At 59.9% G+C, this 14,293-nt stretch carries 11 protein-coding genes; 4 read left to right on the top strand and 7 right to left on the bottom strand.

Going from position 1 to position 14,293, the window contains the following annotated elements; genetic code table 11:
- Window positions 1-480 precede the first annotated feature (480 nt).
- Genes H0S68_RS14345 through narI form a run of 4 tightly spaced genes read left to right on the top strand, consistent with a single transcriptional unit; the run spans window position 481 to window position 7,212 of the window.
- Complete coding sequence (locus H0S68_RS14345; protein WP_410528786.1) at window positions 481-4,257, top strand: nitrate reductase subunit alpha; 3,777 nt, start codon at window positions 481-483, stop codon at window positions 4,255-4,257.
- Complete coding sequence (narH, locus tag H0S68_RS14340; RefSeq protein ID WP_020827437.1) at window positions 4,254-5,798, top strand: nitrate reductase subunit beta; 1,545 nt, start codon at window positions 4,254-4,256, stop codon at window positions 5,796-5,798. The genes H0S68_RS14345 and narH overlap by 4 nt, the downstream gene beginning before the upstream one ends.
- Window positions 5,795-6,532: a nitrate reductase molybdenum cofactor assembly chaperone gene (gene narJ / locus H0S68_RS14335; protein ID WP_046373296.1), complete on the top strand. Its 738-nt coding sequence runs from the start codon at window positions 5,795-5,797 to the stop codon at window positions 6,530-6,532. Before narH ends, narJ begins: the two co-directional genes overlap by 4 nt.
- 2 nt (window positions 6,533-6,534) lie before the next feature.
- Complete coding sequence (gene narI, locus H0S68_RS14330) at window positions 6,535-7,212, top strand: respiratory nitrate reductase subunit gamma (protein WP_410528785.1); 678 nt, start codon at window positions 6,535-6,537, stop codon at window positions 7,210-7,212.
- A 74-nt stretch (window positions 7,213-7,286) separates the two neighbouring features.
- Here the strand turns inward: narI and H0S68_RS14325 are convergent, their stop codons facing one another.
- The 7 genes from H0S68_RS14325 to H0S68_RS14295 all read right to left on the bottom strand — a co-directional run bounded on the left by H0S68_RS14325 (window position 7,287) and on the right by H0S68_RS14295 (window position 14,287).
- Window positions 7,287-7,787, bottom strand: coding sequence for a fimbrial protein (locus H0S68_RS14325; protein WP_262244059.1), 501 nt, complete (start codon window positions 7,785-7,787; stop codon window positions 7,287-7,289).
- Between the two features lie 22 nt (window positions 7,788-7,809).
- A complete protein-coding gene (locus tag H0S68_RS14320) occupies window positions 7,810-8,325 on the bottom strand; it encodes a fimbrial protein (protein WP_259217593.1) in 516 nt (171 codons plus the stop codon).
- 36 nt (window positions 8,326-8,361) lie between these two features.
- Window positions 8,362-9,285 carry a fimbrial protein gene (locus tag H0S68_RS14315; RefSeq protein ID WP_259217592.1) on the bottom strand — a complete coding sequence of 308 codons (924 nt, stop codon included), beginning with the start codon at window positions 9,283-9,285 and terminating at the stop codon, window positions 8,362-8,364.
- Window positions 9,286-9,383: 98 nt separating this feature from the next.
- Complete coding sequence (locus H0S68_RS14310; protein WP_410528784.1) at window positions 9,384-11,909, bottom strand: fimbria/pilus outer membrane usher protein; 2,526 nt, start codon at window positions 11,907-11,909, stop codon at window positions 9,384-9,386.
- A 57-nt stretch (window positions 11,910-11,966) separates the two neighbouring features.
- Entirely contained in the window at window positions 11,967-12,641 is a 675-nt protein-coding gene (locus tag H0S68_RS14305; protein ID WP_259217590.1) for a molecular chaperone, read from the bottom strand.
- Between the two features lie 62 nt (window positions 12,642-12,703).
- Complete coding sequence (locus H0S68_RS14300) at window positions 12,704-13,246, bottom strand: fimbrial protein (protein ID WP_259217589.1); 543 nt, start codon at window positions 13,244-13,246, stop codon at window positions 12,704-12,706.
- Window positions 13,247-13,675: 429 nt separating this feature from the next.
- Window positions 13,676-14,287, bottom strand: coding sequence for a tyrosine-type DNA invertase (locus H0S68_RS14295; protein ID WP_262244060.1), 612 nt, complete (start codon window positions 14,285-14,287; stop codon window positions 13,676-13,678).
- Window positions 14,288-14,293 lie beyond the last annotated feature (6 nt).

Genomic DNA, 14,293 nt, shown 5'->3' with positions numbered 1-14,293 from the left:
CCAATAGCATCATCAATGGGTTAAATCGGGTCGAACATGTTCGGCCCCTACCGGTTTAGCCCTTTCGCTGGTTTGTCAGCAGTCTGAAGCGGGCATCAGCCCGTTTCTACCCCCAAATACCTCGCCCCGCTCAGCACATCCCGTCATAGAAGTTCCATCTCATAATTTCTATCTTATTTTCAATTAATTAAATCAATTTCACGCACTGATACTTTAGGGGTAGGCTTGCCGTTGCCGCCGTTATTCTCCCCCCGTTCTCTTGATCGCAATCAATTTGCCCAACTTCTGGCCTCAGTAGGCTGGCGGCAGATTGAGCAACGTCATTACCCGCCGTATTTCAAGCCGCAGCGTTGTTACCTGCGTTAGCTCACTCCAGTTACTTACTTGAGTAAGCGCCTGGAGATGAGCGAACTGGCCACCTGGCTGCGACTTGAAATCCATAGGGTAAAAAATATTAAAAAGCCCTCAGGAGAATTCCGGATGAGCAAGTTTCTAGACCGATTCCGCTATTTTAAGCAGTTGGCGGAACCCTTTTCTGGCGATCATGGCCAGACGTTGAACACCAACCGCGACTGGGAAGACGGCTACCGTAGCCGTTGGCAGCATGACAAGATTGTGCGCTCCACCCATGGGGTCAACTGCACCGGCTCCTGCAGCTGGAAAATTTATGTGAAAAACGGCCTGGTCACCTGGGAAACCCAGCAGACCGATTACCCACGTACCCGTCCCGATCTGCCAAACCATGAACCGCGCGGTTGCCCACGTGGCGCCAGCTATTCCTGGTATCTGTACAGCGCCAACCGCCTGAAATACCCGTTGATGCGCAAACGCCTGATCAAACTGTGGCGCGAAGCCAAGGCGTTGCACAGCGATCCCGTCGATGCCTGGGGTTCGATCGTCAGCGATCCTGAAAAAGCCAAAAGCTACAAAGTGGCGCGTGGGCGCGGCGGTTTTGTGCGTTCCAGCTGGCAGGAGGTTAACGAGCTGATCGCCGCTTCCAACGTCTACACCGCCAAAACCTTCGGTCCGGATCGCATCATCGGCTTCTCGCCAATCCCGGCAATGTCGATGGTGTCTTACGCCGCCGGCGCCCGTTATCTGTCGCTGATTGGCGGCACCTGCCTGAGCTTCTACGACTGGTATTGTGACTTGCCGCCGGCCTCGCCAATGACCTGGGGCGAACAGACCGACGTGCCGGAATCCGCCGACTGGTATAACTCTTCCTACATTATCGCCTGGGGTTCCAACGTGCCTCAGACGCGCACCCCGGACGCGCACTTCTTCACTGAGGTCCGTTACAAAGGCACCAAGACCGTGGCGGTCACGCCGGACTACGCCGAAGTTGCCAAGCTGTGCGACCAGTGGCTGAATCCGAAGCAGGGCACCGACAGTGCGATGGCGCTGTCGATGGGCCACGTGATGCTGAAAGAGTTCCACCTGGACCGCGAGGTGGGCTATTTCCGCGATTACGTGCGTCGTTATACCGACATGCCGATGCTGGTGATGTTGGAGCCGCGCGAAGAAGGGCATTACGCCGCCGGTCGTCTGCTGCGCGCCGCCGATTTGGTTGACGGCCTGGGGGAAGAAAATAACCCTGAATGGAAAACCGTTGCCATTGATCAACGCAGCGGCGAGCTGGTTGCTCCGCAGGGGTCGATCGGTTTCCGCTGGGGCGAACAGGGCAAATGGAACCTGGAACAACGCGCCGGCCAAGACGCGCAGGAAGTGGAGTTGCAACTCAGCCTGCTGGGCGCACATGACGACGTGGCCGAGGTGGGTTTCCCTTACTTTGGCGGCATCAAAAGCGGCGCTGCCGAGGGCGGGAACTTCAACAGCGTGGCGCTGGACGAGATCCTGCTGCACAAACTGCCGGTCAAACGCCTGCGCCTGGCGGACGGCAGCGAAGCGCTGGTGACCAGCGTGTATGATTTGACCCTGGCCAACTACGGCCTCGAGCGCGGCCTGAACGACGCCAACTGCGCCACCGGCTACGACGATATCAAAGCCTATACCCCGGCCTGGGCCGAGCAAATCACCGGCGTTTCCCGCCACAACATCATCCGCATTGCGCGCGAATTTGCCGACAACGCCGAAAAAACCCATGGTCGTTCGATGATTATCGTCGGTGCCGGTGTCAACCACTGGTACCACATGGACATGACCTACCGTGGGCTGATCAACATGTTGATCTTCTGCGGCTGCGTCGGCCAGAGCGGTGGCGGCTGGGCGCACTACGTCGGCCAGGAAAAGCTGCGGCCGCAGACCGGCTGGCTGCCGCTGGCGTTTGGCCTCGACTGGCAACGTCCGCCGCGTCATATGAACAGCACCTCGTTCTTCTACAACCATTCCAGCCAGTGGCGCTACGAAACCGTAGGCACCGAAGAGCTGTTGTCGCCGATGGCGGACAAATCACGCTTTGGCGGTAGCCTGATCGATCTCAACGTGCGTGCCGAGCGCATGGGCTGGTTGCCGTCCGCACCACAGCTGGGCACTAACCCGCTGCATATTGCGGCGCAGGCACAAGCCGCAGGACAATCGCCGGTGGATTACACCGTCGATGCCTTGAAAAAAGGGACGTTGGGCTTTGCCGCCGAGCAGCCGGACAACCCGCAGAACTTCCCGCGTAACCTGTTCGTTTGGCGCTCCAACCTGCTGGGTTCCTCCGGCAAGGGCCATGAGTACATGCTCAAATACCTGTTGGGCACCGAAAACGGCATTCAGGGCAAGGATCTGGGCCAACAGGGCGGTGCCAAACCGCAGGAAGTGGAATGGCTGGAAAACGGCGGTGAAGGCAAGCTGGATCTGGTGGTGACCCTCGATTTCCGTATGTCCAGCACCTGCCTGTACTCCGACATCGTGCTGCCGACCGCCACCTGGTACGAAAAAGACGACATGAATACTTCGGATATGCATCCGTTTATTCACCCGCTGTCGGCGGCAGTCGATCCGGCCTGGGACTCGAAGAGCGACTGGGAAATCTACAAGGGCATTGCCAAAGCCTTCTCCGAAGTCTGCATCGGGCATTTGGGGCAGGAAACCGACGTGGTGACGCTGCCGATCCAGCATGACTCTGTCGCAGAGCTGGCGCAGCCTTACGGCGTCAAAGACTGGAAAAAAGGCGAATGTGACCTGATCCCGGGCAAAACCGCGCCGCATATTATGGCGGTAGAACGCGATTATCCGGCCACCTATGAGCGTTTCACTTCGCTGGGGCCGCTGCTGGATAAGCTGGGCAACGGCGGTAAAGGCATCGGCTGGAACACCCAGGACGAAGTCGACTTCCTGAAAAAACTCAACTACGTGAAAACCGCCGGCCCGGCAGTGGGCAGGCCGAAGATTGAAAGCGCTATCGATGCGGCCGAAGTGATCCTGGCGTTAGCGCCGGAAACCAACGGGCAGGTGGCGGTCAAGGCGTGGGACGCGCTGGGTAAAATGACCGGTCGCGATCACCGCCACCTGGCGCTGAACAAGGAAGACGAAAAAATTCGCTTCCGTGATATTCAGGCCCAGCCGCGCAAAATCATTTCCAGCCCTACCTGGTCAGGGTTGGAAGACGAACATGTGTCGTATAACGCCTGTTATACCAACGTGCATGAGCTGATCCCATGGCGCACCATCAGCGGCCGCCAGCAGCTGTATCAGGACCACGAGTGGATGCGCGCCTTTGGCGAGAGTTTGTTGGTGTACCGTCCGCCGATCGATACTCGCGCCGCGCAGCCGTTGCTGAACCAGAAGCCGAACGGCAACAGGGAGAAGGCGTTGAACTTCCTGACGCCGCACCAAAAGTGGGGTATCCACTCCACCTACAGCGACAACCTGTTGATGCTGACCCTGTCGCGCGGCGGGCCGATTGTCTGGATGAGTGAAGACGATGCCAAAGAGCTGGGCATTGAGGACAACGACTGGATCGAGGCCTTTAACGCCAACGGCGCACTGACCGCACGGGCGGTGGTCAGCCAGCGTATTCCGGCAGGCATGACCATGATGTACCACGCGCAGGAACGTATCGTGAATATCCCCGGTTCGGAAATCACCAGCCAGCGCGGTGGTATTCACAACTCGGTGACCCGCGTCTGCCCGAAACCGACCCATATGATCGGCGGCTACGCGCAGCTGGCCTACGGTTTCAACTATTACGGCACCGTCGGCTCCAACCGCGACGAGTTTGTGGTGGTACGCAAAATGAACCGCATCGATTGGTTAGACGGTGAAGGCAACGACAACTCGCAGGGCAGCCAGCAGGAGAAAGCAAAATGAAAATTCGTTCACAAGTCGGCATGGTGCTGAACCTGGACAAATGCATCGGTTGCCATACCTGTTCGGTGACCTGCAAGAACGTCTGGACCAGCCGCGAGGGCATGGAGTACGCCTGGTTCAACAACGTTGAAAGCAAACCCGGCGTCGGTTACCCGCACGCCTGGGAAGATCAGGAAAAATGGAAGGGCGGTTGGATCCGTAAAATCAACGGCAAGCTGGAACCGCGCATGGGCAGCCGCGTCGGCCTGTTGTCGAAGATTTTCGCCAACCCGGACGTGCCGGCGCTGGACGATTATTACGAGCCTTTCGACTACGACTATCAGAACCTGCATACCGCGCCGCAGGGGAAACATCAGCCGATCGCCCGTCCGCGCTCGCTGATCACCGGCCAGCGCATGAAGAAGATTGAAAGCGGCCCGAACTGGGAAGAGATCCTCGGCGGTGAATTCGAAAAACGCTCGCAGGACAAAAACTTCGACAACATGCAGAAGGCGATGTACGGCCAGTTTGAAAACACCTTCATGATGTATTTGCCGCGCCTGTGCGAACACTGCCTTAACCCGGCCTGTGTCGCCACTTGCCCAAGCGGTGCCATCTACAAGCGTGGCGAAGACGGCATTGTGCTGATCGATCAGGATAAATGCCGCGGCTGGCGCATGTGCCTGACCGGCTGTCCGTACAAGAAAATCTATTTCAACTGGAAGAGCGGCAAGTCCGAAAAGTGCATCTTCTGCTACCCGCGTATCGAATCCGGCCAGCCGACGGTGTGTTCGGAAACCTGCGTTGGCCGTATTCGCTATCTTGGCGTGTTGCTGTATGACGCCGACCGCATTGAGCAGGCCGCCGCCGCCGAAAACGAACAAGACCTCTATCAGCGCCAGTTGGATATCTTCCTGGATCCGCACGACCCGGCGGTGATTGCCCAGGCGTTGCAGGATGGCATTCCACAAGGGGTTATCGAGGCCGCACAGCAGTCGCCGGTGTATAAAATGGCGATGGACTGGAAGTTGGCACTGCCGCTGCACCCGGAATACCGCACGCTGCCGATGGTGTGGTACGTGCCACCACTGTCACCGATCCAATCCGCCGCCGATGCCGGTGAGCTGGCACACAGCGGCGTATTGCCGGACGTGGAGAGCCTGCGTATTCCGGTGCAATATCTGGCCAACTTGCTGACTGCCGGGGATACCGCGCCGGTGCTGTTGGCGCTTAAACGCATGCTGGCGATGCGCCACTACAAAAGGGCGGAAACCGTTGACGGCGTGCTGGACACCAGTGCCTTGGAGCAGGTGGGATTGAGCGAAGCGCAGGCGCAGGAGATGTACCGTTATCTGGCGATCGCCAACTATGAAGATCGCTTTGTGATCCCGTCCAGCCACCGCGAACTGGCGCGTGAGGCTTTCCCGGAAAGCAAAGGCTGCGGCTTCAGCTTTGGTGACGGCTGCCACGGCAGCGACGGTAAATTCAACCTGTTCAACAGCCGCCGTATTGACGCCATCGATGTGACGCAAAAAACCGCCCGTCAGGAGGATGCCTCATGATCAGCCTGAAAGTGATTGCCCGCCTGCTGGATTATCCGGAGCAGGCGTTATTTGACCATCAGCAGGCGCTGGTAGAGGCACTGGAGCCGGCCAGCGAACTGGATTTGCACCACAGCGCGCAGTTGATCCTGTTTATTCGTCGATTTTGCGCTCGCCCGTTGTTGGACGTGCAGGCCGAATACTGCGAACTGTTTGACCGTGGTCGCGCCACCTCGCTGCTGCTGTTTGAGCACGTGCATGGTGAATCGCGCGATCGCGGCCAGGCGATGGTCGATTTGATGGCGCAATACCGTGAAGCGGGCCTGGAGATCGACAGTCGTGAACTGCCGGACTTTTTGCCGCTGTATCTGGAATACCTGGCCAGCCGCAGCCCAGCGGAGGCGCGCGGTGGCTTGCAGGACATCGCGCCGATCCTGGCGCTGTTGGGCGCACGTTTACAGCAGAGGGAAAGCCCGTACGCGGTGTTGTTTGACCTGTTGCTGGTGCTGTCCGGTACCGAGGTGAAAAGCGCCAGCCTGGAAAGCCAGGTGGCGGGAGAAGCCAGGGACGACACGCCGCAGGCGCTGGACGCGGTCTGGGAAGAGGAGCAGATACGATTCACTTCCCAGGGCGGTCCCGGTGAGCAAGGCTGCGCTTCGGCACAGCAAACGGCGCATCAGCGGCGTTTTGCCGGCGCGGTGGCGCCACAGTACCTGGACCTGACGGATGCGCTAACCGGAACCAAAGGACGCTAATCATGCAATTTTTAAATCAATTCTTCTTCGATATTTACCCCTATCTGACGGGAGCGATTTTCCTGATAGGCAGCTGGTTGCGTTACGATTACGGGCAGTACAGCTGGCGTGCCGGCTCCAGCCAAATGCTGGATAAAAGGGGCATGCGGTTGGCTTCCAACCTGTTCCATATCGGTATTTTGGGTATTTTCGCCGGGCACTTCCTCGGCATGCTGACGCCGCACTGGATGTATGAAGCCTTCCTGCCGATCGACGTGAAACAGAAACTGGCGATGATCGCCGGCGGTGCCTGCGGCGTGATGACGCTGGTTGGCGGGGCGCTGTTGCTGAAACGCCGCCTGACCAACCCACGAGTGCGGGCCACCAGCAGCTTTGCCGACATCATGATCCTGACGCTGTTGGTGGTGCAGGTGTGTTTAGGGCTGCTGACCATTCCGTTCTCCGCCCAGCATATGGACGGCAGCGAAATGATGAAGCTGGTGGCCTGGGCGCAGGCAGTGGTGACTTTCCACGCTGGGGCGTCACAGCATTTGACCGGCGTTGCGTTGATCTTCAAATTGCATATGGTGCTGGGCATGACGCTGTTCGTGCTGTTCCCGTTCTGCCGCCTGGTGCATATCTGGAGCGTGCCGGTGGAATACCTGACCCGTCGCTACCAATTGGTGCGTAACCGCCGCTAAAGGCAATTGGCCCTGAAAAAAAGCCCATCTGGCGAAATGAACTTCACCGATGGGCTTTTTTATGGCTGATGGGATTATTGATAGCTCAGGTTGACCTGCACAACGCTGCTGAATGTGCCGCTGCCGCTCAGGCCCTTGGGGCTGTAGATCCGCGCGGCCAGTGGAAACGCCGCTTTGCGGGCGCTGTCGATAGTCACGGACAGGCTGGCGTTATTGGCCAGTATCAGGCTGCCGTCGGCCTTACTGAGCTGCAAGGCCACGCCGGTTGCGGTTCCGCTGCTGATAAAGGCGTTACTGTCAGCGCTGTCTGGCGTGCCGGTGAAAGTCACGGTGGCCGTGCTGGTGCTGGGGGGGCAACTGCTCAGCGTCAGGCTGAAGGGCTTCCAGGGGCTACCGGTGCCGGCCTGCTGCAGATCTCGCCGTTGAACCTTACCCAAATCCAGCGTCTGGTTGACGCTGGCATCCACCGTGCACGGCATGGCCGTGATTCTGCCGCTGATGGTGACTTCTGCGGCCGGCAACGATGGCCCCCAGACAGCGCTGAGCAACGCCAGCGTAATAATGCGGGTTTTCATCGGATAGCTCCTTGCAACTGAATTATTGGTAGGTGAAGGACACGATGATATTGCCGCTGACGGTGCCGGGCGTCGACGCGCCTATAGCGTAAATCTGAACCTTCTGGGAAAATTTTGCGGTGCGCGCCACGCTATCGACGGCCACTTGCCGGGTGGCGTTAGGCCTAATCTCGACACCGGCGCTATCTAGCAGGTAGAGAACCACCTGGGTCGCGCTGCCGGTATTTTTGAAACTGTTTGCTGACAAGGGCGAAACCTCGCCGCCATAGGTGGCGGTGACTTTGGTGACACCCGCCGAGCAACCTTCCAGTTCCAGGTCAAAATCCACAAACGGGCTGGTGTCGCCATTTTTTGCTAATTTAAGCACATCAATATCCGGTAACAGCACGCTGAATGAGCTGCCGCTTTTCACGGTACAGGAGCTGGCAACGACGTTGCCGCTGATATTGACCGCCACGGAATCGGCCTGCGTCAGCGGGGATATCAGCAGGCCGGTCAGCCCCAGCCAGAGCAGGGTGTTACTCATCATGTTAGGCATATCCATTTCCTTGGGTTCCATACGCTAGACGCACCATTATTGATAGGTGATATTCAGGGTGGCGCTGCTGTTGGCTTTGCCGGGCGTCACCACTTTATTGGTCTGGTAATAGCGCGCGGTGAACTGCAGGGTTTCCTGGCCGCCAGGGGTGGTTTTCAGCACAATATTGTTGTTGATTTTCAGCGGGGTGCCGCCGTACAGCAGCTGTACGCCCATGCCGCCTGCGGTGCCGGCTTGCCCGGTGTTGGTCAGGGCCAGCACGCTGGTGTCGGTGGTGTCGCTGTTCTGGGTGCCGGCCAGGGCAACGTTGATTCTGGCGTCTTTATCGCAGGTCAGGCCGACATCGAAGCTTTTGTCGCCGACGGTGGTGCCGATAGCGGTGAATTTGATGTCAAGAACGTCGCCCAGCGGAACATTGATGCTGGTGCTGTTGAGGGAGCAGGCGACGGAGGTGATGTTATTGACCCCCGTTGCTGTCAGGCTAGTAGCCGTCCAGGGGGCCTCGGCGGCGGGGGTAACGCTGACCTTAGCCCAGGTGCCTGTTGTCAAATGACCGGATGATGTTGGCCCAGTTTTAATTAACTCAATCAGCCAGATAACCTGCGTTACGTACCAAACATTGCCAGTATTAGGACCTGCTGTTTGGTTGGCTATGTACACCAAGTCAGTGAGGGGCGGAGTTTGCCGAAAACTGAGCCGGACTCCGATGCCCGCAACATTGGTGGCGGCAATGCCGTTGAGCGGGATCCAGCCATTGGTATAATTGACTGAGAATATTGACCCCTGACAATAGCCATCCGTTACATTTTCCCTTGAAGTATTGATAGCCACCATTTTACTGGCGAGCACAGTGCCTAAAGGCGTGTCTCGTTGGATGATGACATCGCCAAAACTGACGGTTTGCTGCTTGTCTTTCCAGCCATTAACCGGGCTGCAGGCTGTCACTCGGGTACTGCTCATTCCCCCTAACCCCAGTATGCAGAGAATTAACAAGGACGGGACTGGCCCCCTTTTTTGTTTTGCCCCGTTTTTCCCAGGTAACGTTTTCATTTTTCCTCTCATTGGCATACTCCATTGGTTTGCACTACCCCGCCCGGTTGCGGTGCGCTGGGCAACCGGTAATCCACCCGGCACTGTTCAGCACTGCCATTGCCCCATTTCACCTGCAGGCGGCCCTGCGGACTCAGGCCGCTCAGGTACACCTGGCCGCCGTCGCCGACGATGCTGCCCTGCGTTGCGTTGGGTTCGGCATCGCTCACCGTGGCACCGAACGGCACCGGCTGCCCGTTGGTCCGCAGCAGGGTTATCAACGCCCGCGCGCCGACCCGTGGCCGGAAGTCCGCCCGCACCAGCGCACCGCGCGTTGGCGTCACCCGCTGGCTGCTCTGCGGCAGGTCCACCTCGTCCGGCAGCGTCTCCGGGCTGAGTGCCACTTCGCTGCGCCGGTAGGCGGACAGGTACGGCACCAGCGCATAGCCGCGCCAGTCGGTGCGCACCCCGGTTTGGTTGGTGACTCTCGCCCCCGCCGCCCCCGGTGCCGCCACCAGGACGGCGGTTTCCCCCAGCGGTTGGCCCAGCGTGATGCCGTTGGCGTGTGCCACGAGGCTGCCGCTCAGGCCGTAATTCAGCCGGCGAGTGTTTTTGTCATAGCCGTAACCGCTGGTCATTTCACCGTAGGTGCCGCGATAATTGACAGTGGCGTTGCCGCCATAACCCTGCTCGCGCGTGCCATAGGTTTGCTGCAGGCCCCAGCTCAGGTTGTTGTCCGCCAGCGCCATGCCGCTGACCCCCAGGTTGTGGCTGCTGGCCCCGCCCCGGGAGTTGTTCAGGCTGTAGTTGACCCAGGCGCTGTTGTTGTCAAACAGGCTGAGCGGCACGTTGAGGTTTAGGCTGATTTGCTGGTCGTTGCTGCGGGTCGTCCCCTGGGTATTGCGGTTATAGCTCCAGTTGATGCCGTAGCTGATGCCGCGCCAGCCGTTGCTGTACCCCAACCCCAGCGACGCCAGGCTGCGTTCGCTGTTCCAGTAGTCTTCGCGCACCGCGCTGAACGACAGGGTGCCGCCGTTTTGCCCCAGCTGCTGGTTCATGCTCAGCTCGGCCCGGTTGCGCCGCCGTTCGTTCATCCACAGCGGCGCGGCCCCGCTGCGCCAGCCGTCCAGGACTTCGCTCAGGGAATAAAACCCGGCGGTGGAGTAGCGGTACCCGGCGATGGCAAAGTTGGTGCCGGTCTGCACCAGGTTCTTGCTGTAGCGCACCCGCCAGGACTGGCCGCTGGCACTGGCCTTGCCCTTGGGCTGGCCGCGTGACTGGGTGATATCCAGCGAGAGCGCGCCCCAGTCGCCGAGGTTGTTGCCCACCCCCAGCGCCGCCGACTGATAATGTTGTGCCGCCTGCACCCCGCCATACAGGGTGGTGTTCCACGGCAGGCCGTAGATGGCGGTGCCCTGCACCAGGGCGCTTTTCGCCACGCTGCGGTCATAGCTGCGGTATTGCCCGCCGGTCAGGCTGTATTTCAGCCGGCCTTCACGCTGGAGTACCGGCAGGGAGGCGAAGGGCACCACCAGGTGCTGTTCGCTGCCGTCGGCCTCTTTGATGGTCACCTGCAGGTCACCGCTGCCGCCGGTGGGGTACATGTCGTTGATGACAAAGGCCCCGGGGGCGACAAAGGTGCGGTAGATTTCATAGCCGTTCTGGCGCACCACCACCTGGGCGTTGGTGCGGGCGATACCGCGCACCACCGGCGCGTAGCCGCGCAGGCTGTCGGGCAGCATCTCGTCATCGGAGGCCAGCTGCACGCCGCGAAATGGCACCCCGTCAAACACCTCGGCCGGGGCGGTGCTGTCCCCCAGGGTCAGCTGGCTGCGCAGGCCAATCAGGTTGCGCTGGGCATAGGTGTATACCGTATCCCAGCGGTCCTGGCCGTCGCTGCTGCGGCGCCAGGTGGTGTAGTTGCGCAGCCGCCAGGGGCCGGCATTCAGGCCGGGGCGCAGGTTGGCGTATTGGCTGTTACGGCTGCCGTGGTGGGTATTGTTGTTGTCACCGCTGAGGCTGTAGTTGAGTATCAGCGCGGGAATGCCCTCGTCCCACTGTGACGGTGGCACGTAGCCGCGCGGCGGCTGGGCCAGGGCCGCCTGGGGAATGCTCAGCATCAGCTGCTGGCTGTCGAACCGCAGTTGGGCCCCGGCTTGGGGGATGGCCGCCAGGTTGGTGCAGGCCGCCCCGGGGGCTCCGAGGGCCGGAAACTGGGCCACCCGCACGCCGTAGTGGGCCAGGTCGGCCAGGCTCAGGCAGGGTTGCAGCCCCTGGCCGTCGGCCCCGGCGGTAAAGGTCAGCATCCGGCTGTCGACCTGCCGGTCGTTCACCAGGATATCGACCTGATAGTCGCCCGGCAGCTGTTTGCCGTGCTCTTCGAAGGCCGCCAGGCTGCTGACGTCCCGCTGCGGGCCGTCCAGCTCCAGCAGCGCCGGGTTGAAGTAGTCCCGGGCCTGTGCCGGCAGCACCCCGGCCAGCGCCAGCGCTATCAGCAGCGCCAGCCGGCGGGGGACAGCCGCCTTCCGTTTATTCCGTTGATGTTGTCTGCTCACGTCACTTCCTTGTTAATTGGGCCCTGCTGCGCCCCGTGGGTGAGGTCTCCCGGTCGCTTACCCTTGCAGCCGGCCCTGTTTCAGCGTGCCGGGGCCGCCAAAGTCATTGATGACCCGCCAGCTCACGGCGCTGCCCGCCGCCGCCGGCAGGGTGAAGGTGGCGGTGCTGTACGGCGCGACATAGGTGGCGTCCTTCACCTCCTGGCCGTTGACCTTGAGGCTCTGGAAGTTCATGTAAAACGGCGTGGGGTTGTTGACCGCCAGCCCGGTGCCCTGGCGACGCCAGGTCAGCTGGTCGGCCTGGCTTTCCGGCACGCCCTTCAGGCCGGCCGGGCGGTAAATCAGCTTGATGCGGGTCTTGACGGCAATTTGCAGGGTATTGTCGCGCCGCTCGGTGGAGGGGATGGTTTTGACATTCAGCCAGTACAGGCTTTCGCGGTCCTCGGGCAGGGCCCCGCCGACGCGCACCACGCGCAGCACGTTCTGGCGGCCCGCATCCAGGCGGAACAGCGGCGGGGTGAGGATAAAGGGGGCCTTTTCCGTGCGGCCCGCCGGCGGCTCGACCCAGGACTGGATGAGGTACGGCATCGCATCCGGGTTATTGACGCTGAGGGAGGACTCTTTCTTGTCCCCCTCGTACACCAGCCGGGTGGCACCGACCACCACGCCGGCCTGCGCCAGGCTGCTGACCATCATCACGCCGCTGCACAGCGCGGCAAACCGGTATTTCATGCTGGAGTCTCCAGAAGGGGGAAGGTCAAGCCAGGACGGCCGGGGCCGCCCTGGCAGAACAATCAGTTGTAAACGATGGTGAAGTTGGTGGTGGCGTCGGCCGTACCCGGACCGACGGTGGCGGCGGTGGAGATATAGCGGGCGGTGAAGTCCAGATTGTTGGTGATGTCTTTAGTGACATCCGCTGAGTCGCCCTTGGCCAGGGCATAGCTGCCGGACAGGCCGCGAATAGGCACCGCTTTGCCGTCCTTGTCAGAGATTTGGATCCCGACCCCGGTGGCCGTGGCGCCGGCGGTCAGGGCCAGCACCTTGTCATCGCCGCTGCTGGGGATACCGTCGAAGTTGACGCTGGCGCTCAGGGCTGACGGGCAGGATTTGACCTTCAGGGTGAATTTGGTGGCCGGGGCGGTGGTGCCGGCGGCGCTGAAGGATGTGGCGCTGATTTTACCCAGCGGCACCGTCAGGGCGGCACCGCCCATGTCGACCACGCAGGCGGTAGCGGTGATGGAGCCGGTGAAGTTGATGACGCCGTCGGCGGCGAAGGCCGCAGAGGCGGACAGGAAGGTGGTAGCAGCCAGGGTGGTGACCAACAATGTTTTTTTCATGAGCATAATTCCTTAATGCCTGTGACTCAGCACAGCGTTTCCATTAACCCATTGACCGGGTTCCCTTTTTTGTCGTTTGGCCGACCTGTTTTTCCCTGATAAAAAGGAGACATTTTGAACCAAAGTGTTGCATTAAGTGTTTCATGTGGTAAGTGGCGTCATTACACTCAACGGACAGCATGAAACACCACTAACGTCGAATATTTGGCATAGATGGCCGGGTCTTGACTATGGGGGCGGGGTGGTGTCGACATAAGAGGCAGCAGGGGCTGGTGCTTAAATATTCATTAGGGGAATTGAATGAGTGGTAAATATCATGGTAACTGATTGATACTGGGTAATTTGAGGGTATGACTCACAGGAAGGGAAAACAGATATTGACTTTTTTTCAGGGGATGAATAGCTTATGTGTCAGTTTGGTTCAAAAAGTTACATTTTTTCCTCGTTTTTCCCCGGTTTTTCCTCTGGTTTTTCCTCCGGCCACAAATGTTTAAATCGTCCGGCATTGGCGGCGGTATACAGCACCGTATGCTGAATATTGCGGTGGCCCAGATAGTCTTGAATCACCCGCGTGTCGGCGCCGTTATCGGCCAGGGCATAGCCACAGGCATGGCGCAGCATATGGGGATGGGCGGCGACGCTCAGCCCGGCCTGCTTGCCGTAGGCCTGCAGCATGCGGTAAATGCGCTGGCGTGACAGGCGGTAGCCCTTTTGCGACAGGAACAGCCACTCCTGGTCCTCCAGGTTGCGGTACGACTGACGTTTTTCCAGCCAGCGGACCAGAAGGGTTTTCTCGATGGCTTCCAGCGGGTGGATGGTGGAAAGGCCGTTTTTAAGGCGGTTCATGTAGAGGCTGCCGCTGTCCATGTCCAGGTCGTTGATGCGCAGGCTATTAAGTTCGCTGACGCGGCAGCCGTGGATGAAACCCATCCAAATCAGGCAGCTGTCACGTTCGGGCGCGCGGCCAAGGGCGGCCTGTTGCAACAGGCGGTCGACCTCGGTGCGGGTCAGGTGTTTACGGTGAGCGTGGTTTTTTTGCACGGTGTG

It is taken from the genome of Serratia sp. AXJ-M (genome assembly GCF_046531865.1).
Lineage (GTDB): Bacteria > Pseudomonadota > Gammaproteobacteria > Enterobacterales > Enterobacteriaceae > Serratia > Serratia liquefaciens.
Note: the sequence above shows the minus strand (reverse complement) of the source record. Positions and strands in the feature narration are given on the sequence as shown.